This window comes from Legionella sp. 16cNR16C, from assembly GCF_021297775.1.
In the GTDB taxonomy this organism is placed as follows: domain Bacteria; phylum Pseudomonadota; class Gammaproteobacteria; order Legionellales; family Legionellaceae; genus Legionella_C; species Legionella_C quinlivanii_A.
Window position 1 is genome coordinate 63,286 of the sequence record NZ_JAJTMX010000002.1, and the last position, 20,484, is coordinate 83,769.

Below are 20,484 nucleotides of genomic sequence, written 5' to 3' on the forward strand. Positions count from 1 at the left end.
CGACGATTTGAGAGTATAAAATAGACATTTTCAAGCTGGTATTAGAATATCACTCTCTAATAGCATAAGTCAATATAATGGGAAATTATCCTGGCCTACCCTTTCTTAGATCATCATAATTCAATTGTGTGATCAGATTTCTGAGCTGGGATTTAATAATCTGCTGATGAAAAATCCTTATAATATTAAAATAAAGCTTTCCCCAGGCCTTTTTATATTGAATAAGTGTAGTGAGCTGGATATTGCGGGTTGTTCGCTGGATAATTATCCTCACATCCAAATGTTTATCATCTTCCCCAAAAAGTAACTCATCGTCGCTAAAGTCATGCAATTTAAACAGTCCGATTCTCTTTCCGATGATTAAATTAATCTCGAGCTCTTCATTGGGTATATCCCTTGTTTTCAAACCGCACCAGCCTACCAGCCTGTTTCTGAGATACAGCAGCTTTCGTGCCCATTGAGGTGAAGAATTAAAAAAGAGTTTTGCTATGCTTTCAATGGAATGATTTGAGTCAGCAGCAAGTACTCCTGAAAATGTATCGGAATAGTGAAATCCTGGAAGCGCTTTATTAATAAATTCGGTATTCGGTCTATTAATTTTTTTAATAGCTATAGGGCATGTTGACATCGGTTCTCTTCCTGACTTTTGTAGGGCCCTCTAAAATATAACATCCAGGCACCTCATTTCTATGTTATTCACAAACCAGGTTTCGATATCGGAGAAAATACTCGATTTATCTCGCATTTTATTTGTAATTTGTCTATATGATATTTAATCAAATAGAATTAAAATAGATCTTATTGGGTGTTTGAGGTCTCTATGAAATTTTACCATGCAACTGCTCTTGCTAATTACAGGAAAATCAAAAACGAAGGCTTACGGATAAATCAGCGCGGCAAAAATAAATATGGTTTAGACCATAAAATTGACTATGCTCATATTTACGGCTCTGAATCAAAAGCGAGTCACTATAGGAAAATGCCCTGTATTCACTTCACAAGTAAGCGTAATGTTACTTTCTAAAGTGAACTGATAAAAGACAGTTTTAACGTAGGGGTCAAATATTTAGAAATCGATATTGATCCTGACCATTACGATGTAGAAACAGATCCCGAAGACAATGACAGCTATATCTGTTTCGATAATATTCCGCCCGAGTGCATTAAATCGATTGAGTTAGACCAAAAAGAACAAGATGATTTAGAAGTTGATGTTCTTTAACCTGCAGTAAAATGAATGCACAGATAGGTAAAATATTAATAGAACAAGGAAAGTTCGAGGAAATAAAGCGCAATAAATTATTCGATACCTGGCTCGAACAAATAGAAACTTTCGAAAACCTGATTGAATCAATTTTAGATACGACAGTTATTTCCGAAGGGTTTTTATTTTTCAAACCTCAAAAAATAGACCTTAATGAATTATTATTAAAAATAACCAAAAGATTTGATAATAAAGTTTCTTATAAAGGCATTTCAGTGGTCGGCTTTGGGATCCGTTTAGGATGGAGCAGATAGTAACAAATTTAATTACTAATGCTTTAAAGTATGGAAAAGGGAAGCCGGTCAATGTACAGCTGCTTGTTGATAAGGCCGGGACATTAAAAATAATGGTGCAGGATTTCGGAATTGGTATAGCTCCAGAGAATAGAGAAAAGATATTTAAAAAGTTTGAACGAGTTAATCATAAAAGTGCAGTAAGAGGTCTTGGATTAGGGCTCTATATAGTCAACCAGATTGTTGCAGGAATGGGGGGGAATATATCTCTGGAAAGTGAGGTTGGTATTGGTTCTACTTTTTGGGTCACCTTGCCAATTCCAGAAGAAAAGGAATGGGAAGAACTTACTCATCAGAACTAAAGTCCGGCGGCACTGCCATTAAGTTAAGAACCCTGTCATTCCCGCGAAAGGCGGGAATCTATTCCTCAGTCGGCATTGTGGCTAGCTCAGAGATGGAGCCCGCTTTTCGCCGGGGATGACAGTTTAATATACAATTGAGCTTAACTTAACAAGGCCCCATCCTACCTCTCCCCCACGATGGGAGAGGGGATAACATTACTTCTTAGCCTGACGGCTATGGGCCAGGGCCCAACATATATGTTAAGGGTAGGAGCAATTCTCAACACAGCTTAACAATTTTTCAGGAAAAAAGACTTTAAGAATTAAAGAAAATCGAGAACCAGATTATAAACACAGGAAAAAATATAGGCAGCCAGGAATCCTGCCACAATAATTAAAGCAGTTCCAATGCAGACATTGGTAATTGTGGGGATGACAGTAATGTACATGCTCCCAAACATGGCCACCAGGGGTTTGCCTGTATACATCCAGAATGCCAGCAAGCCTGCACAGAAAGTTGCTATTCCCGCGAGCATACTCGTGGTTATAGCCAATGCCAGCGGATTAAGTTTTTGATACTCCATCGCTAATCCTTGCAAAAAAATGATTTATATTCATTATACTAGTAAATTTGCAAGTCTGATATAGAACTTTAAGCACATCGCTGAATCTACTTGCTAAACAATTCAGTTAGCTGTTATATTTTTAATCCCACCCATTAAGCCGTAATTCAAGGATCATGAAGAAATTTAGTTCAGTCGTTTTACTCATGGCTGCCACAACCGGATTTGCTGGCAATTTCAAACAAACTATAGAATTTAACATTCATCCCAGCTCTGAGATTATCAGACCCCCTTATTTAAGAGTATGTTTTTCAACTACAGATTTTTTTGATCTCGCTCATTGCGCGACATTAAACAAGACGCAAACCAGTAATTCCTATAGTCACGGGCCCAAAAACTGGTTTTTAATAGGAGATGGTTATTATTACCATCAAACCTATCTTGATAGCTGCTATGCCTTGTTCCATATGACTACGCGAACCCCCGCAGGCGATGGCAAGTTAGTTGTTGATGCCAATATCACAATTAAAGATCATTCTCCTGCGGCACCCGAAGCGGTTTATACCAATTGCACAGTAACCTGGGTTCCTGCTGGCTCGAAATAATTTCATGACTGGTAATGGCTGCCATTACCAGTAGCACCTTTTGTCCTCATTCATTTGTCCGATAAGCCTGAATTGCCTAAAATTAATTTAAGGAATTACCGGAGAATATCATTAGCGACAACTCGATTTATTCAAGTGAGGAGTGCGAAAAAATTGCCAGAATGGCGGCTCTTCGCTATGTCAATGATTCAATTCCTGGAATAAGGCGTCGAAAATGCGGTAAAGGCTATGCATTTTACTATCCCGATGGCAGTCGAGTTACCCAAAGCGATGAATTACAGCGGATTAAGTCTTTAAGAATTCCTCCTGCCTATCATTCCGTATGGATCTGTCCCTTCTCAAATGGGCACATTCAGGCGACTGGCCGGGATGCGCGAAATCGAAAACAATATCATTATCATCCCCTGTGGCGAGAAGTCAGAGACAGGTTAAAATTCACCTCCATGACTGATTTTGGACGTGCTATTTCCACCATCCGCAGTCATATCGCCTATGAACTAGGAAAGCCGCCTTCTTTAAATAAAAAGCAAATCATTTGTGCCATCATTTACCTTCTGGATAAATCAGGGGTCAGAATTGGTAATAAAATCTATGCAAAAGAGAACAAAACGTATGGGATTACCACCTTAAGAAAAAAACATCTTTCCATCAATGGCTCCAAGGCTATCTTTAGTTTCACCGGGAAAAATTCCAAAGCCTGGGAAATAGTTCTGGATAATAAAAAAATTATCAAAATCCTTAAAAAATGCGAAGAAATTCCTGGTTATGAAATTTTTAAATATTATGATGAAAATAACAATGTCAACTGTATCACCTCCCAGGATATCAATTATTATCTTCAATCGTTAACTGGTTTACCTTTGACCGCCAAGGATTTTCGCACCTGGATTGCCAGTCGGGAAAGCTTTTGCCGATTGCTGTCCGCCTCATTTTCAGAGACTGACTCTGCTGCAAAAATTAAATCCATAATAAAAGAAGTTGCCGAATTATTAGGCCATACGCCCACGATTTGTCAAAAAAACTATATTTTTCCTGAAATTATCACGAGTTGGAGTGATGGCCGATTAGAACGCTGGTTAAATGTGAATGCTGAATCTATCAGACAAGCCAATAAAGATAATTTATTTCTGATGTGGTTGGAGAGTCTACAGCCTTAATTTGTGTCTTTCTTTATAAAAAGTACTAAAATAAATACAAATAGTAATTCAGTAGTACATCATGACATTTTTAGTCACCTATCTGGGCACCGATACCGAACATACCCAAGACACTAATACTTTCTACCCGCGGGGCGAAAGTTTAAGCGGCGCTGCCAATGCAGTGGCAGGCACGCTGCGTGATGAGCTGGTGAGTGACAAGGTAGAGCATCTAGTCAGTGATCAACAAATTCTTATTGATGGGCCAACGACTTTAGGTACCGAAGTGGGCGATCGCATCGCTCGTGGAGTACTCGCAATGATTGATGCGCTGAGCCGCGGCGAGAAAGACTTCGCTATTGCAGCCCACAGTCGTGGTGCGGTTCAGGGAATTTTATCAGCGCATGAAATGGAGCGCATTCAGAATTTATTCAAGCAAGACCCTTTGCCTGTCAATCTTATCGACGAAATTAAAAAAAGCCCTTGTCCCTATACTCGAGCTGCTTTTAACACAACGCAATTATCCGAAAGGCTAGGCAAGATCAATCTGGAAAATGTGGGAAAGCATATCCAGGACGCTAAAATTTCCATGTTCACTATTGATCCTGTACCTGGCGGCCGTTATCACGGAGCTCCAGTTGCCTGGGTTGACCCTCGCTTTTATCGAATACCGGCCATTGTTAAGCACTATGAACAATATGTGTATCAAAATGAACGGACTCGTTGTTTTAAAGCCATCGTACCTGCCTGTGATTCACCAGACACCGTATTTAAGCTTACATCATTACCGGGACACCATGGAACCGGCTCGGGGAATGCCAAGGATCAGCAGTTCAGAGAAGTGCCCAAAGAGAAGGGGGTGACCACACATGTTCAGGATCTGCTGGTATTAAAGCTGTTGGACTTTTATCGAAGAAATAATGTGGAGTTTAAATCCGATACGGACCTTAAGGATGCGCCGATTAGTGCGGAAATGAAAGAATTGATTTCGCCCTTGCTTGCCTTAAGGAATGATCCGGCAAAATATAAAGCCAGACTGGAAAAAGAATACCTGGCTGCTTATAGCGAAATTGTAAAAAATCGAGAGGCCTACAAACATTTTGATAATACGGGCTATGCGGTATTGGGTCAGGAACAGGGTATTTGGGCTCTGTTCGGTTTGAATAAAAATGATCGTATCATCCACTATCAGGGGCATAACGATACTTTTCTAAGTACAGTGGTTTCAGAAGCAATGGGTGAGAATTTTCTCAATTACGAACATGCCCAGCTTTATTTAAATGATCTCCTGAAGTTGGGTGAAGATTCAACTTTGGCCGCTATGATTGAAAATGCATCCAGGAAATTTAGTGTTATGGCAAGGCATGTGCACCAGTTGTCCCAGCCGCAGTTAATCTCAGAATCAGTTCATCAGGACCAATTTGCCTTAGCACTGAAAGAAACACAGGGACAAGAGCTGTTGTCAGACGCACTGAAGTTTCTGATTCGTGAAGTCAGTGAGGCCTATTTAAATAATGAATTTAAAAATGCCCAGGAGCGTGGCGAGGTGTTTAATGCGGTGAGTCAGGCATTTGCTACATTTACTGAAGCAGGGCAAAAATATCCACTTGCCGCGAATATTTTGGATGAACTGCAAAAAGGATTGAAAGCAACGCTTCAAACCAAACAGGCCATGCTTATTGAGCAAAGTTCCAAGGTATTCAAAGAGATTGACCGCTTTCATCATCTGGATGCCTTATTCAAACAATTAGAACCCGTTCTTAAACTCGACAATGCAGAGCTAAAAGAAATTCAGGCAATTTTGCGCGAAATGCAGCAGGAAATTTCATCTGCCAGAGAGCAGCAGTTTTCCGCCAGCAAGCTTGCGCTATTGACTGAAACCTATTACATGAAACTGGATGCTTACCGCACAGGACATTCGTCCCCGCAAGCCTTGCCGTATATCGATCAAATCAATATGCTGATGCTGGAAACCCTGGAGAATCAGCGGGCTGAAAGTACTTCTGTGGAAAGAAAGATCCTGGAGAGTCTGGAAACTTACCGGGCATTGGATGATTTCATTCGCGGTCTGGACGATTTTCAGGAGTTTAATCTTGATCTCGATCTAAAAGAAATGCAAAGGGAATTATCTGATAAGCAGGCCATTCTGAAGCAGTCCACCGCGGACTATATTTTCAAAGAAAAAATACCTCTCGAGAAAGTAGAGGCTATTTGTGGAGAGACTAATAAGGCGTTTTACAGCAATGTGGCTTATCAGGCTATTGCTTTGGGAACTCCTGACCCGGCTCTGCTGGCCAAAGAAAAGGAGGTTGAACAGCAGTATGAGCGAGTAGGGGAACTCGAAAAAGTGACTGCCAGGCTACAACAGAAAATAGAGGAGCAACAAGCGTCTCTGGCACAAAATGAGGAATTAATTGCAGAGCAGGAAGGTAAAATCAATCAAAGAGATCAGCATATTGGAATCATTGAAGAAGAGCTTAAAAAACAAAGTGCTGTTTTAGAAGTGAATGTGGCGGCATTAGGTCTGGAAAAAGCTGCCAATACGCAGCTCAAAGCAAAATATAATGATATTGAAGAAGCCCAGTGTCTGATCCTGATTGAAAAAAAACTTTACCCCCTGACGCAGAATTACCTTCAGCACTTATGGAAAGATATCCAAAAGCAAGCTAAAACCAATGAGCCTTTTCCAAACAACTGGAGACAGGCTTTGAATAAAGATTATCCAGGGGTAGATAATAAATTGCTTGTAAAATTCAGCATAACCGTTAACTTGTTGGAGAAGCTCAATGATAGAGAGTTAACCCCTGATCATAGCGAACGGGTCAGCAATTTTTATACGATGCTGGATTCCAGTCACAAGTCGTTAAGCCAACATCGGGATGAACGCTGGAATCATTTTGTTGCGAAGGCTGTTGTCTTTGTAGTTGCAACCGGCATCTTACCCGGATTGGCAATACTAGGCATAATGGCGCTAGCCAAAGGACATTCTCTTGGCCAAAGCTCAGGCCATGCCTTCTTTAAAACCGCCAGGGAAGAAATTACCAAATCAAATCCAGAGCTTATTGAGGAACAATCGCTTGATCTCAATCCCGGAGCCAGCGGTCGATAGCTTTGCGTTTGAATTTTATAAAAACTTGATTTTAAGCGTAATTTAATTACATAATGTCTTTTTAAATTCATTGTGCTCGAATTATGAAGCAATTGCACTCACAAACTTTGGTGCGCAGACTGGACTGTTCAAGTTTGGGGAAGTAATTCTAAATGGCGCTAACCGATCATTTCTCCCCAATACCAAGATAAAGCGCTCATTAATTAATGAGATCATTATCATGAAATCCAAATTTTCAAAAGACCGTTTTTTTAATGCTGCCGATGGGCAAGTACGGAAATTAAAACAACTTGATGCATGTATCGCAAAGTTAACTCAGAGTAGTTCTGTCGAAGGGTTTCCGCCAGGAATTTTCATTAATGAACATCATGATCATAATTTCCCTAAAGAATTCCTGATCGCTAATTTTCAGTATTTTAAGAAAATAGGTATAGAGACATTTTTCTTTGAATTTGCCGACGATGAGGATCAACACCTGTTTGATAGCGCCCTGAATAGTGAAGGAGTCGCCGCTTTAGACTCTGTCGTAATCCGTGGCAATCATAAAACGAGAACTGTTGCTATCACAGCAATTCAGGCTGGAATCAGAGTCGTTGCACTGGACTGTAAGCAGGCCAGAGAGGGGAGCCCTGAGTATTTTCGGCATCCAACCAAAGAAGACTGGGATGCATATTATAAAAAAAGGGATGCCATCTTTGACGAAAATGCACGCAGAATATTTATTAACGAGCATCAATCCAAGCCCTATCTTTTTTATTCAGGACTTGCTCATGGGAATAATCATCATGGGTTTCCCAGCTTTTTTCCTGGGCCAAAACTTACATTACTGCTATCGGATGATAATTTCAATTTTCAGGTTAATGGTATAAAACAACATTTACATGTTGATGATATTATATTTAACCAGGATCTTGGCAGAGCTTGCTTTGTGTCAGAAGATGGGCCATCAGCCAATGATCAAAATCCCTATTTTTGATTAAAGGCTGGAGATAATTTCCTAGGCTAAAGAAAGCTACATGCAAACAGGCGCTAATCAAAAGTGAATTACAGACTTTTATCTACAGAGGCTGTGCTCTTAGCCTGATTCTCGAAATTTTCTCTTAAAGTACGTTCAATTTTTTCAAACGCGGTTAGAGAAGTCGTTTTAATATTAAAAAAAGAATAAAAAGAGCCTTGAGAAGTTTTCAATATTTTTAAATCCTCTCCCCTTTTTATTTCATTTAATTTAGATTCAAACGCATCGATATTCTCACATTTTTCCAAAATCTTTTTTAATTTAATGAGAATAATTGTTTTGAGGAAATCACCTTTCGCGCCCTGATAATTTTCTGATTGTGCCTCAAACTTATGATTTGAGCGGCCCTCGTTCTGCTGAGCTACGGCATATTTATAAAACTGCTTTAACTCTCTGACCTCCACAGGATCAATAGTTATAACGGGATTTTTTGGTATAACAGCGGTTTGTGGGGTGCTCTTCTCAAATTGTTTTTCTTCTTCGGTTTCAATACTGTGAAGATAATGGGTTTCATTGACTGCGTCGAACATCTCGTGAGCATCTTGAATGGACTGACCATTGTAATGGTTAGGATTATCTGTGCCTTTTGCGATAATTTCTTTGTCCATCGTAACCGTGGTCATGAGAAAGCCCTGCTGCTGTCTAATAAGCTGAATATGGCGGCGGGCAAAATCCATACAATCTGCTTTACCTTGAGGATTCCTGGATATTTCTCTGAAAATGGGCGTCCAATTGAGATCCACAGTTTTTTTAGAGCGGTCCCTGGTAGTTTCAAGCACGTTTGCTACATTAAGTATTAAAGAAAAAATATCATTTTTACTTGTCTGGTGCTCGGCTTTTATTTTTTCAACCTGACTATTGGCATTATGGGCTCCGACATACTCATTACCAACGATTGCATGAGCGATGGTCGCAGAGTCAATGGAAGATGGGATGTTTAGCTTTTTTAGCATAGCTATACACTCGGTTTCTCCATATTCTGCATAGTTGGTTCCATTACCATAATCAGGATTATTTTGAAATTTTTCAGTAGTACCTGGTAGAAAATGGCGCCCGCTTGCTCGCATCAACGCTGCGATTTGCAGCGCCTTAACCGTTTCATCATTCAGTTCCACTAATTGGTGACGCCAGTCAGTTGGAAGTGATTCCATGTTTCTTTTCATCAGGTCGATAATATGAGGAATTAAGGCAGCAGCTCGATTTGCATTATCAAAACCATGTATAGCTCTTGGAGTATTTGGCGTAACCGTGGTGGTTCTATCTAAAACTTGACCAAATGGGGTATTGACTTTTTTATGCGTTGGAAACGCTTTTTTATAGACCTCTTGGCCGATAAAATTAGCTATTTCTGCAATCGGCGAAGAAAAATCTGGAATTGCCATTGGACTAACCTATAGAATGTAATACTCCTAATTTTAGATCAAATATGAGCCAATTTAAATACCTAATGCGCAATTGGCCTTAATATTATTGATTTTCAAATGATTCATATTTAGAAGATACAAGATGTTTTCCAAAAAATTCTGGATGACGCTCGCAAAAAAGCATCACACCGCCTATCACAGCGGCGGGCATGGAAAAAAGATTTAGGAGGGGAATAAAGCTGGCAAGGTTGATTGAAAAGCCAAAGCCTAAGCTTAGTAAGCGATTGCCCCTCATTTTTTGCCGCATTTCTTTGAAATCAACCAAGTTATTGTCCATTGCAAAATCCTGATATTGAACGCTTAGCATCCAGGCGTTAAACCAAAACCAGAGAAAGGGATATACCGGATGGATTACCGGAACAAAGAATAACAGACACATTCCCAAAAATCGCGGCAAGAAATAGGCGAGAAACTGCACCTGCCGTTTAATAGTACGAAATACAATGTCTTTAAAGGAAAGGCCTGGAATAGTGCGTCCATAAAGCAGCAGTTGCGCCTTTTCCGCGAGCAAGCCATTAAACGGTGCCGCAATGATGTTAAAAAACACCGTAAACATGGAGAGAAAAAGCAAAAAGAAGCTAATGCAAAAGATAATTAAAAAAAGCACATTTAAAAAATGAAGCCAGGCTGGCAGTTGATCCAGGTAATAATAGGCATAGGGAAAAAGATAGTGATAAAGAAGGAAAAATAGCCCTGAGAAAAGCAGAAAATTAAATAATACCGGTAATATAACAAAACGCTTCAAACCTTTCGTCAAAAGGCCGCGAAAACCCATAGACAGGTACATCATTCCCAAGAAAAAATCGTTCATTGTCTTCCCTGGTGGTTTATTATAAGTCACAGACCAATCGGTTGACATTTTCCTGATCTGGGGCGATTGGGTCTAATAGAATGGAAAAAAATAACAATATCCTGATATAGTTTTAGGTATTTCATCTCAGCTGTCAAATGAAAGCATGATTACACGTGATTAATAGACACTTCGTGTATATAATGGCAATCAGTGCCTAAAAATTAATCACAATTTGAGGCGTTTCGCTATTGCTAAGCTCTACCTATACTAATTGTGCTTTGCAGTTTCCACTATAAAACTCATAAATAGATTTAAATCATGCGCATACCCTTTGCCGAACCTGTATCCCCACGATATATTCATATTAAAAACAGGAAGGTTCACCTTTTGGTTCCAGTGGTCGGTGGGGAGGAAATTAGCACCGATAATACCTGTAAGTCGACAATGGCCTTACGAGATTTTTTTGATGGCGGGGCTATTCGAGAATTAAACGCTTATAAAAATGCATTAATCTTTGATATTGGCTTGCTTAAAACTGATAATCCGCTACGTCAGGAAAAAGAGGATCGCTTAGCGCAAATAGAATCCTATATAGAAGCCCTTTCTGCCATGCGATACAATTATATCGCTGCGCTAAATCGCTATTTAATGAAACCCTCTAACTTATACAGCATTCAATTACGCCCGAAAGAACAGAACGGCCAATCCCGTGTTGTAAATCCTGCCTTTAGTCTTATCCGTAAGAATGATGCCTCAGGAATGCCCTTATCTCCCTTGTTTAACGCCATGCACGAGACCTTTCCCAATACCAGGATAGGAATTCCGGACCCGCGATTGAAGCTTAGCAGGGCTGTGTTAAGTGCATTGCCAGAATCCCCTGGATTTGAAGAGATAGCGAGCGTTTTAACCGATAAATGTAAAGAGCATTTTAAGCTGGATATAGACTTCACCGTAGAACAACAACACATCGATGTTCTGATGGGCTTTGGGCCCACACAGCCTGCAACAACAGAAAACTATATCGATGCCCTGTTAGGGAAATGTGCCCCGGATATGTGGGTAACCATTCCAAAGCCGGCCTCACCTTTTTATAGTTTGCCAGCAGCTATGCCTGTTAGTGAGAGAACAGAGCATCTTTCCATCATAACCCAATTTTTTCTAGGCAACCTTAACATGTATTGTAAAGCGAAGGGAACCGCTACTGAAAATTTTGGCGCTATTTTAGATGCATCAAGTGCTTTAAGTAAGGATTTAGTAGCAGTCATTTCTAATGCATTAGGCTTAGGCGAGAACGTTGAAAAGACGATTTGCGTTTTTTGTAATGCACACAGGGAATCCTTTAAACTATCACAGGCTTTAAACGACGAGGATGTTTCTGCCATTCAACAGAAGTTTGAGCGTACCTGGCGTATTATCACAGCGACTAAAGAAAATCCCTATTTCGATGATCTCATGCTTTTAGATAAGGAAGCCACGGGAAAAGCTGCTCGATTCGTCACCCATCAAGGGTCAATTTGCGTCAACTTCGCGGAAATTGTGGATGCAACCGCGGCAGCGACAAATCCCAGGTATTTTGCTGGCATTCGCGCGGACTTTGAAGAGCATTCTGCTGAAATCCCGGGCCGAAATGAAGGGATTGCTGGTGAGGTCGATGTAGATCTTGAAAAGCTTGTAACTACCATCAACGAGGAGCAAATTAAATATCTGCCTCAATCAGTGCAAACCACATGCCGAAGACATCCTGATTTTCAAGTCCGCCAGCTTTTGCAGGATGTAGCGAAAGGACGCCAAGATGAGGCAGAGGCTTTATTAACAGCTTCAGAAACTAAACAAGCCTTGCTTCAAACGCCAGGCGCTTTTACCGATTATTCGGGACGAACCTTTTATTGCACGGCTTATGAGTATGCCTATTGGGCTAAAGACAGGCATATGCAACGTATGTTAGAGAGTCATATGGATGAAAATACTAAGGCGCAAATGCTTATCCGCATTGACTCAATAGAAGCCAATGGTCTTCGCTATCAACAGAATGGTAGAGAACATTGCTCTGCCCATTTTGACTTCACTCCATTAAAAAAGGCACTGCAAGTCTTTGTGGATGGTAATGATCGATGGTATAGGACTGGCAATTGGCGTGCAATTCGCAGAGCCCGATTGGCTGTGGGCAAAGCACAGCGTGACGTGCCTGCTCATGTGGCTCAGGAATATTGCAGAACCGACCGCTCGTTTCACCCGACACCTTCATTCAATGAAATTACATTGCCCCGGGTTTTAAAATATAACAATTGTACAAATGGTCGTGATGAGTATTGGTTTCCGCTGCGCGCTTCTGATTCCGGCCTTGGTTTTGATTTTGCATTTATGCGCGACGCTCGTTTGATGCTGTTTCTCGGCGGTGTGCCAGATTGTTCGCCCGCCGATATTGATTTGGCGGCTATAATCCAGCTCGATAAAGTGAGAACCGCCGATCTCACTCAGTCCCGTGAAAATTTACTCCCGCCGGCGATTTCGCCCAGTGTGACGAGGCAACTTTCTCCTTAAGGATAGTTGCGGCGATGCTTTAATCCCTGGGAGATTAAACCGATGTGCCTGGTTGCAAAGTGGAATTTTCTTCAACACCCTCGGCGGTGGCTTTACCCCAGAATACAGAGGACCAGGAGTTTTCGGGCTTGGAATAGATGTTGGGAACCTGGGATACCTTTCTGTTCACATAGTCCTTAACAAATTGTGCAATCTCGTCAATCTGTTTTTCCCGCATCTCGACTTCCTGCTGTAATTCAATAAAACTGAATACCTGATAATGCGCTTTGATTTTCTGGACTTCTTCAGGAAATTCCTGTTCAAAGAAATTCTCTTTGTCAGCACTCCGGCGGTAGGCTTCCAGCAACTGATCGAGGCAATACTCTGTCATGGTTGAGGTGTTAAAAGTTAATGCTTTACGGGTAAAGCAAACAGCGCCTTTTCGGCCATTTCCATCGCTTCTGATCTGGCTGTTCTCAGGAAGCTGTCCCCAGGGAGTTAATGAGGAGTAAATATTTTTAAATTGCTGCTCTCTGAGATCTTCAGCAGGGGCGTCTGGTTCAAAACGCGGCTTTTTCGCGGCCAGAGCTAATCCCTTCAATGCGGCAACTAACGGCGCGCAAACGAAGCCAAGCACCAGTGCTATGATCACCGGCACCACTTTTCTGAAAAATAAAATGGTGGCGGCAACAGGTAAGGCAGCGGCCAAAGCGAGTGCATAGCCGAAGACCCCCACTGATTTGGATAGATTATCACGCTTATCGCCAGCTAAGCCGGAGAAAACAGGTAATTCAAGTGAGCCATTGAGGATCGAGCCGGAAAGGCTTAGAAAACTTCGCGCATTATGGTAGACGAGTTTGGCGCTGGCTATCGTTAACAGGGTGAGAGCTCCTAAAATCGAACCGATAACGATTCCCGGTAAGCCGAGAAGACTTTTACTGAGTAAAGAACGCTTGGCTTCCTCTTGTCTATCGGGATAATCGAATTCATTTTCTTTACTCAACCCCAGATTGGCAACGACAATGTAAGTCCATTTGCCGCTTTGAATGCTATTGGCGACTACTTGCGACATAATGGAAATCGTTACAAAAAAGACGCCGGGGATTCCCCCAAGCAAGAGGCCTGGAGCACCGAATATAAAGCGATTGGCAAAAGAGCGCGGAATTGCTGGCGGAGGAATTTCTTCCTCTGGAGGAACGGTGGAGTTCTGCAGGTAAATAAAGCTTTCAACAGCGGTGTGCCCGCTTTCCACAATGATTCGTTGAGTCACTGCAGCGAGGATAGCAAATCCTGCGCTGATACTTCCGATGAGTAAACCCGGAGAGCCTAGAATGAATTTTCTAAAAACAGAGCGGGAGTCATCGTCAAGACCTGCTTTATTGCCGTTAGCAGGGGTTATCAGATAATAGGCTGAAAGGCTTAAACTGACTGCGGTCGTATAAGAGTTACTTATAACCCGGGCCATGCCGACTGCCAAAAATGACAATCCGCCGGCGAGCCCGCCAAGAACCACTCCAAATAATCCTAAACCATAGGTGTGGAAAAAGGGGCGAGAGTCCTTTTTCAATCCATATTCAGTATTCTCGTCTTCTGGAGCAAGTGCCAGATTAGTCGTGGAGATCAGGACATGAACGAAGCTTGCTGCACTATTTGACAGTATGCGTCTGGCTCCAATCAGACAGAAACCTAGTGCACCAACTGTCAATCCTGCAAGAATACCTGGCAGCCCTAAAATCTGATTGACTAAGGATCGTTCTGTTTTCGCACTTTCTTTTAGTCTTACCGAGCGTGCTTCGTTGACCACGGCTTCGTAGACCATACTGCCGGTAATCGCGCTTTCAATCACCATACGCCTGGCGATTGTAAATAGTATGGCGATAGACGCGGTAATGCTTCCTAAAATTAAGCCGGGGAATCCAAAGCCAAACTTGCGTGCGCCACTGCGAGGGTCATGCTGCAAATCGCCTGCAATAGTCTCCTCATCATAATTCACGGCATTGATAGCGCTTATCGTCAGACGAAAAGCGCTTTCCAGTGAATTGCTTATAACACGAATTGCTCCGACGGCAAGAAATCCCACGCCTCCGATGACTGAGCCGGCAATAAAACCCGCTGCACCAAAAAGATAGATATCATAGAACAGGCGTTGCTGCGCTGATTTTTTATTCTTTAAGTTTTCGGGAAGCGCTTTATCGACAATGAGTTCGGCAACTTCTTTACCGGTCTTCGCAGTTTCAATAATCACTCGTCTTAAACCGGCGATTAGAAAACTGATTGCCGCAGGAATCACCCCAATGATTAAACCCGGAAGACCGAGTACATAGGTACGGAAGAGAGAGCGGGTTTCATGTTGCAGACCGGCTTTAATTTCCTTATGCACTACGATATTAATTGCCGAAACGCTGAGACTGAATGCCGTTTGAAATGAATTGCTGATAATTCGCCCCAAAGCGACATCAATGAAGCCGACCATCCCGGCAATTCCACCCAGAATAATGCCGGGAAGTCCCAGACCATACGCGATATGAGGAGGACGTTTGTCCTGTTTTAACCCCCAGGTTTTGAAGCGGTCTTCTTTATGCAGTGCCAGATTAGTTACCGATGCAAAACTATGCGCGGCACTTTCTGCTGAGTTGACGATGATACGGGCGAGTCCAACGGCCAAAAAGCCTGCAAAACCAAGTATAGCCCCGCCGGCTAAACCTAAACCTCCAAAGATAAAACGATCGAGTGGATGTCGTTTATTATCAGTAAGCTCAATAGCCTCTGGTAATGCCTGATTCACCACAACCGTAAACGCTTCCTGCAGTGAGACGATGCTTTCGCTTATGACCCGCTGAATGCAGCCGAAAGTAAAGGCCAGTGCCCCTGTGAATAAACCCATTATCAGGCCGGGGAAACCCAGGATATATTTATGAAAACCTGGTCTTTGATCCCCTTCAATAACATTGCTCTGACGATTAAGGGCCAATTTGTAGGCAGAACCGCTGACACTAATTGCTGTTTGAATTGAATTATGGATGATTCTGGCCAAAAGGACTGTCGTAAAACCGAGTGTTCCAGCTGCCGTCCCTAAAAGAAGACCAAAGCCGCCCAAGATATATCGATTGGTAAAGCTTCGTTTATCATTAGTGAGCTTACCCTCATCCAATTCGTCTTCTTCATCCAGTGCGAGATTGGTCACTGCCGCAAATCCCAGTATTGCGCTTTCTGCTGAGTTTTTGATTATTCGGGCCGCAATAATCACCAGAAAAGACAAACTTCCGGCGATAGTACCAAGCACCAGTCCTGGAGCGCCAAACAGAAAGCGATCAGCAAAACGTCGCTCTGGTCGAAGATCAGGTAGAAGTGAAAGGTCCTCTGCTTCTTCTTCCAATGCGAATTGGCTTATTTCAATAAACACAGTGGCTGTTGTTTTTGCACTTTCAATAATTATTCGCCTGATGCTGCTGACGCCGATAGCCAGTAAGGCGGCAAAGGCTCCAATGATTAGTCCGGGTAATCCCAGCACATATCGATGCAGTGCACTTCGGTGATCCTCTGATAATCCGCCTGGTAATTGTTCATTTGAATGTCTCGGCAGATTGGCGCCAGAAATTGCAAGGTGTTTAGTTGTCTGCCATGAGTTGCTAATAATTCGAGAAATACCAATGGTGAGGAAGCCCACAGTGCCTAAAAAAACTCCAAATGGAATTCCCATCGCCCCTAATAAGTATTTTTGCGCCCAGGAACGCTTGTCCTTTACCTCAATCTCGGAATCCAGAACCAGGTTGATTTCTGAAATGAAAATAGCCCGCGTGGTTTTAAAGGAATTACTAATAACCCGCCCAATACCGACAACTCCAAATCCAATGACACCTGCCATTCCTCCAAGCAGGAGGCCAAAAGCCCCCAGGATATATTTTTGAGCAAAAGGGCGTTTGTCCTGGTTTAATCCCCATTCCTCAAATTCATCGTCTTCGTCAAGGGCCAGATTGACTACGGAAGCAAAGCTGTGCGGAATGGTTTTAAAACTATTGGTGATGCTGCGAACAAAGCCGATAATCCCGGCTGATACAAGGCCTAGTGCTGTGCCGAATACCAATCCTGGCAGGCCGTAAACCACCCGATACCAGGGCATGTTGCCTTCGGGGGAGGGCAATTTTTTTTCTGGTATATCCAGAAGAGCCAGATTGGTTGCCCGGATGAAAAAACTGATTAGGAGCAGAGTTGAATTATAAATGAGCGGCGCTATGGTTAATGCCAATACCCAGCTCAAAACCGTTACCGGAATGATGGTTAAGGCAAGTTGACCTAGAATATTTAAATCAGACGGCTTGGGAGGTGTTTTTTTGAGAATTTCCTGCTCGAATGGGGCGGTCTTTTGAGCAATCAGGTTGAAGTGGGCTCTAAATGTATCTCGGGTAAAATAGAAACAAATTTCGCCAATTCGTTTCAATCCACTCAATACAACAAACAAAAAGTGACCCAGCGCGTGTGCAGCCTCAATCAGTAATTCAATCATCTTAGCCAGTCTGGTTAGTCGAGGACAGGCATATTGTATTTATTTTATAATTCTTAGTCAAATGATGTGCAAGTTTGATATAAAATTTAACAATAAACTTTCATTGTAACTCCCCACGTCATCCCGAGCGAAGTGCGTGCAACTGCAGGGAGATCCCTCGCTGTGCTCGGGATGACGTGGGGAGTTAACTGACATTATTTATGTGCAGTTGCTGAGTAAATAAGACTTTAGAATTCTTTAAATTCAGTCTAAATCTGAGGAATTTCCTATAATTAAAAAATAGACATGAAATCAGGAGAAAAAACCATGAGGGCGATATGGAAAGGGGATATCTCTTTTGGTCTGGTTTCTATTCCTGTTGGAATTGTATCGGTTGAGGAACGAAAAAGTTTAAGTTTTCATTTAATTGATGCCAAAGATCATGCACGTATTCGTTATCAGCGTGTTAATAGTAATACTGGTGAAGTAGTTGACTGGAATAATGTCGTAAAGGGGTATGAATATGAAAAAGATCATTATGTTGTGGTTGATGAACAGGCTTTTGAAAAAGCAGGGCCTGACGTTTTTAAATCCATTGATATTGATGAATTTATTGACGCTAAGGAAATCGATCCTCTTTATTTTGACAAAGCCTATTATATCGTTCCTGAGAGCAAAAACAAAAAGGCCTACGTCTTACTCCGGGAAGCATTGAAAAAAACCAAAAAAGCAGGGGTCGCCCGTGTCATTATCCGCACAAAGGAATATTTAAGTTTAATACTGCCGCATGATAATGCATTAGTGCTTAATCTGATTCATTTTAAAGATGAAATACGTGACGAAAGCGACCTTGGCTTCCCTTCGGACAGTTTAAAAAACTATAAAATCAGCGATCGGGAAATAAAAATGGCTGTTTCATTAATTGAGGACATGAGTAACAAATGGGAGCCTGAAAAATACCATGACGATTACCGTGAAGCTCTGCAAAAATGGATTGATTCCAAAACAGAGGAATTGAGTAAAAGTCCGCGAAAAGCGGTAAAAAACCAGCAGAAAGATGATGTGGTTGATTTTATCAGTCTCTTGAAAAAAAGCATGGGTAAGAAGAGTAAAGAGAAAGAGGGCAGTTCCCGTAAAAAGACCTCTGCCAAATGAAATGGTTTATACGCATACGGATAAAGCACTATTTAATACAGATTATCAATTAATATAATCGGGAATGGCTCTATTCCATTTATACAATGAATAGCCAATATTACTTGTTTACCATGAAAGTAATATATAAGGATCTAAATATGTATAAATGGACGTATTGTATCGTATATTTTTGTATAATTTTCAGTTTCACAGAATACAGTTGGGCCGATAATTTTCAACTCGAATCTAGAAGAAAAGTGACCGTTACACTGTTCCAGTGGCCCTTTGACTCTGTGGCAAAAGAATGCGCAATGCTTGCAAAAACAGGGTACGGCTATGTTGAAATTTCTCCGGTGCAGGAGCATATTCGCGGGCCGCAATGGTGGACATCCTATCAACCCGTCAGTTATCAGATAGCCGGGCGTTTAGGGGATGAATCGTCTTTCAAAAACATGATTACACAATGCCATATGGCGGGTGTGAAAGTGATTGTGGACGTGGTAATTAATCATATGACCAGAGGTTATGGAGTAGGTACTAAGGGAACCCGCTACAGTAAATATGATTATCCTGGCACTTATCAGGTGCAGGATTTTCATTGGTGCCGCACGAATATTAATGATTATTCTGATCGGGATAATGTACAAAACTGCGAGCTGGATTCTTTAGCGGATTTGGATACCGGCAGTGATTATGTCCGCAGTAAAATCGCCTCATTTTTAAATCATCTGATCGCTTTGGATGTAGACGGATTCCGTATTGATGCTGCTAAACATATCTCTGCTGATGATCTTACTGCGATTCGGGGGCGGCTAGTCAAAAATATTTTTTGGGTTCAGGAGGTAATATACAGCGAGGGAGAAGCGGTTAATCCACTGGAATATCGCCATTTGGGTGATTTAGACGAATTTCGCTATGGACGTGACCTCAAACGTATTTTTGAACGTGAAAAACTGGCCTACTTAAAATCCTTTGGTGAAGCCTGGGGCTATTTACCGGGCAATATTGCCCGCAGTTTTATCGATAACTGGGATACAGAGCGAAATAACTCCACATTGAATTATAAAGAGGCTGAAAATTATCTGCTGGCAAATATTTTTATGCTGGCACATCCCTATGGCTCACCGAACGTGTATTCGGGTTATCGATTTAATCACATTGACGCCGGACCTCCGGTCACTACAGTTTGCTCCAGGGATTGGGTTTGCCAGCACCGCTTTCCTGCAATTAAGAATATGGTTAAATTTTATAATGCAGTGTTTGATACCCCATTGACTGACTGGTGGACGAATGAAAGTAATGCCATTGCATTTGGGCGTGGTGATAAAGGATTTCTGGTAATTAATCACGAAGAGTTTGCAATTACTGAAACATTCAAGACGTCTTTACCTGCTGGGGTTTATTGTGATGTGATTCACGGTAATCCTGATTTGCGAGGAAATTGCACAGGAGAAACTTATCAGGTCGATGAAAAGGGAAAATTTACGGCCAGAATAGAAGCTAATGATGCGCTGGCAATTTATGTCGCGGAATAAGTGTCGTTTCCGCGTAGGCGGAAATCCATCTTCCAAACAAAGTTAGGAACGACCTTGAGAAATAGATTCCCGCCTACGCGGGAACGACACGATAATAGACCTGTTTGAGCAATTGTTAATTCATCCGCTGACTATATAAACAATGAGGGAACCCTCAGGGGGCACTGCCATTAAGTTAAGCTCAATTGTACATTAAACTGTCATCCCCGCGAAAGGCGGGGATCCATCTCTGAGCTAGCCACAATGCCGACTGAGGAATAGATTCCCGCCTTTAGCGGGAATGACAGAAGTCCTTAATGGCAATGCCCTCAGGGGCGAGGGGCGCC

14 protein-coding genes are annotated in these 20,484 nt (G+C 41.9%); 9 read left to right on the forward strand and 5 right to left on the reverse strand.

Features of this window, described 5'->3' with window-relative positions; translation table 11 throughout:
- Positions 1 to 85: 85 nt before the first annotated feature.
- Positions 86 to 628, reverse strand: coding sequence for a DUF2867 domain-containing protein (locus LXA66_RS04320; protein WP_233012098.1), 543 nt, complete (start codon positions 626 to 628; stop codon positions 86 to 88).
- A 605-nt stretch (positions 629 to 1,233) separates the two neighbouring features.
- Between LXA66_RS04320 and LXA66_RS04325 the strand changes: the two genes are divergently transcribed.
- Positions 1,234 to 1,518 carry a hypothetical protein gene (locus LXA66_RS04325; RefSeq protein WP_233012099.1) on the forward strand — a complete coding sequence of 95 codons (285 nt, stop codon included), beginning with the start codon at positions 1,234 to 1,236 and terminating at the stop codon, positions 1,516 to 1,518.
- Complete coding sequence (locus LXA66_RS04330; protein WP_233012100.1) at positions 1,506 to 1,859, forward strand: HAMP domain-containing sensor histidine kinase; 354 nt, start codon at positions 1,506 to 1,508, stop codon at positions 1,857 to 1,859. Before LXA66_RS04325 ends, LXA66_RS04330 begins: the two co-directional genes overlap by 13 nt.
- 302 nt (positions 1,860 to 2,161) lie before the next feature.
- Here LXA66_RS04330 and LXA66_RS04335 read toward each other — a convergent pair whose 3' ends face one another.
- Positions 2,162 to 2,422 carry a hypothetical protein gene (locus tag LXA66_RS04335; protein ID WP_233012101.1) on the reverse strand — a complete coding sequence of 87 codons (261 nt, stop codon included), beginning with the start codon at positions 2,420 to 2,422 and terminating at the stop codon, positions 2,162 to 2,164.
- A gap of 155 nt (positions 2,423 to 2,577) precedes the next feature.
- On the opposite strand from LXA66_RS04335, the gene LXA66_RS04340 reads away from it, so the two are divergent.
- The 4 genes from LXA66_RS04340 to LXA66_RS04355 all read left to right on the forward strand — a co-directional run bounded on the left by LXA66_RS04340 (position 2,578) and on the right by LXA66_RS04355 (position 8,227).
- A complete protein-coding gene (locus LXA66_RS04340; protein WP_146740025.1) occupies positions 2,578 to 3,006 on the forward strand; it encodes a hypothetical protein in 429 nt (142 codons plus the stop codon).
- A gap of 161 nt (positions 3,007 to 3,167) precedes the next feature.
- Positions 3,168 to 4,163 (forward strand): DNA topoisomerase IB, encoded by a 996-nt coding sequence (locus LXA66_RS04345; protein ID WP_233012102.1) that lies wholly within the window; start codon positions 3,168 to 3,170, stop codon positions 4,161 to 4,163.
- Between the two features lie 61 nt (positions 4,164 to 4,224).
- On the forward strand, positions 4,225 to 7,251 hold the full coding sequence (locus LXA66_RS04350) for a hypothetical protein (protein WP_233012103.1): 3,027 nt from the start codon (positions 4,225 to 4,227) through the stop codon (positions 7,249 to 7,251).
- A gap of 220 nt (positions 7,252 to 7,471) precedes the next feature.
- A complete protein-coding gene (locus LXA66_RS04355) occupies positions 7,472 to 8,227 on the forward strand; it encodes a hypothetical protein (RefSeq protein WP_233012104.1) in 756 nt (251 codons plus the stop codon).
- A gap of 68 nt (positions 8,228 to 8,295) precedes the next feature.
- Here the strand turns inward: LXA66_RS04355 and LXA66_RS04360 are convergent, their stop codons facing one another.
- Together LXA66_RS04360 and cysZ are read right to left on the reverse strand one after the other, a co-directional pair.
- Positions 8,296 to 9,648: a SidE phosphodiesterase domain-containing protein gene (locus LXA66_RS04360; RefSeq protein WP_233012110.1), complete on the reverse strand. Its 1,353-nt coding sequence runs from the start codon at positions 9,646 to 9,648 to the stop codon at positions 8,296 to 8,298.
- 85 nt (positions 9,649 to 9,733) lie between these two features.
- Positions 9,734 to 10,501: a sulfate transporter CysZ gene (cysZ, locus tag LXA66_RS04365; RefSeq protein ID WP_233012112.1), complete on the reverse strand. Its 768-nt coding sequence runs from the start codon at positions 10,499 to 10,501 to the stop codon at positions 9,734 to 9,736.
- Between the two features lie 300 nt (positions 10,502 to 10,801).
- Between cysZ and LXA66_RS04370 the strand changes: the two genes are divergently transcribed.
- Positions 10,802 to 13,024, forward strand: coding sequence for a hypothetical protein (locus LXA66_RS04370; protein WP_233012114.1), 2,223 nt, complete (start codon positions 10,802 to 10,804; stop codon positions 13,022 to 13,024).
- Between the two features lie 34 nt (positions 13,025 to 13,058).
- On the opposite strand, the gene LXA66_RS04375 is transcribed toward LXA66_RS04370, so the two are convergent.
- On the reverse strand, positions 13,059 to 17,507 hold the full coding sequence (locus LXA66_RS04375; RefSeq protein ID WP_233012116.1) for a hypothetical protein: 4,449 nt from the start codon (positions 17,505 to 17,507) through the stop codon (positions 13,059 to 13,061).
- A 306-nt stretch (positions 17,508 to 17,813) separates the two neighbouring features.
- On the opposite strand from LXA66_RS04375, the gene LXA66_RS04380 reads away from it, so the two are divergent.
- A complete protein-coding gene (locus tag LXA66_RS04380) occupies positions 17,814 to 18,641 on the forward strand; it encodes a Ku protein (RefSeq protein ID WP_233012118.1) in 828 nt (275 codons plus the stop codon).
- Between the two features lie 293 nt (positions 18,642 to 18,934).
- On the forward strand, positions 18,935 to 20,158 hold the full coding sequence (locus LXA66_RS04385) for an alpha-amylase family protein (protein WP_233012119.1): 1,224 nt from the start codon (positions 18,935 to 18,937) through the stop codon (positions 20,156 to 20,158).
- Positions 20,159 to 20,484 lie beyond the last annotated feature (326 nt).

What these genes read in the sequence shown, in the direction of transcription:
- LXA66_RS04385 (WP_233012119.1), top strand. Translation starts at nt 18,935, where the DNA reads ATGCTTGCAAAAACAGGGTACGGCTATGTTGAAATTTCTCCGGTGCAG.
- LXA66_RS04360 (WP_233012110.1), bottom strand. Translation starts at nt 9,648, where the DNA reads ATGGCAATTCCAGATTTTTCTTCGCCGATTGCAGAAATAGCTAATTTT.
- LXA66_RS04340 (WP_146740025.1), top strand. Translation starts at nt 2,578, where the DNA reads ATGAAGAAATTTAGTTCAGTCGTTTTACTCATGGCTGCCACAACCGGA.
- LXA66_RS04320 (WP_233012098.1), bottom strand. Translation starts at nt 628, where the DNA reads ATGTCAACATGCCCTATAGCTATTAAAAAAATTAATAGACCGAATACC.
- LXA66_RS04345 (WP_233012102.1), top strand. Translation starts at nt 3,168, where the DNA reads ATGGCGGCTCTTCGCTATGTCAATGATTCAATTCCTGGAATAAGGCGT.
- LXA66_RS04350 (WP_233012103.1), top strand. Translation starts at nt 4,225, where the DNA reads ATGACATTTTTAGTCACCTATCTGGGCACCGATACCGAACATACCCAA.
- LXA66_RS04325 (WP_233012099.1), top strand. Translation starts at nt 1,234, where the DNA reads ATGAATGCACAGATAGGTAAAATATTAATAGAACAAGGAAAGTTCGAG.
- LXA66_RS04330 (WP_233012100.1), top strand. Translation starts at nt 1,506, where the DNA reads ATGGAGCAGATAGTAACAAATTTAATTACTAATGCTTTAAAGTATGGA.
- LXA66_RS04355 (WP_233012104.1), top strand. Translation starts at nt 7,472, where the DNA reads ATGAAATCCAAATTTTCAAAAGACCGTTTTTTTAATGCTGCCGATGGG.
- LXA66_RS04375 (WP_233012116.1), bottom strand. Translation starts at nt 17,507, where the DNA reads ATGATTGAATTACTGATTGAGGCTGCACACGCGCTGGGTCACTTTTTG.
- cysZ (WP_233012112.1), bottom strand. Translation starts at nt 10,501, where the DNA reads ATGAACGATTTTTTCTTGGGAATGATGTACCTGTCTATGGGTTTTCGC.
- LXA66_RS04380 (WP_233012118.1), top strand. Translation starts at nt 17,814, where the DNA reads ATGAGGGCGATATGGAAAGGGGATATCTCTTTTGGTCTGGTTTCTATT.
- LXA66_RS04370 (WP_233012114.1), top strand. Translation starts at nt 10,802, where the DNA reads ATGCGCATACCCTTTGCCGAACCTGTATCCCCACGATATATTCATATT.
- LXA66_RS04335 (WP_233012101.1), bottom strand. Translation starts at nt 2,422, where the DNA reads ATGGAGTATCAAAAACTTAATCCGCTGGCATTGGCTATAACCACGAGT.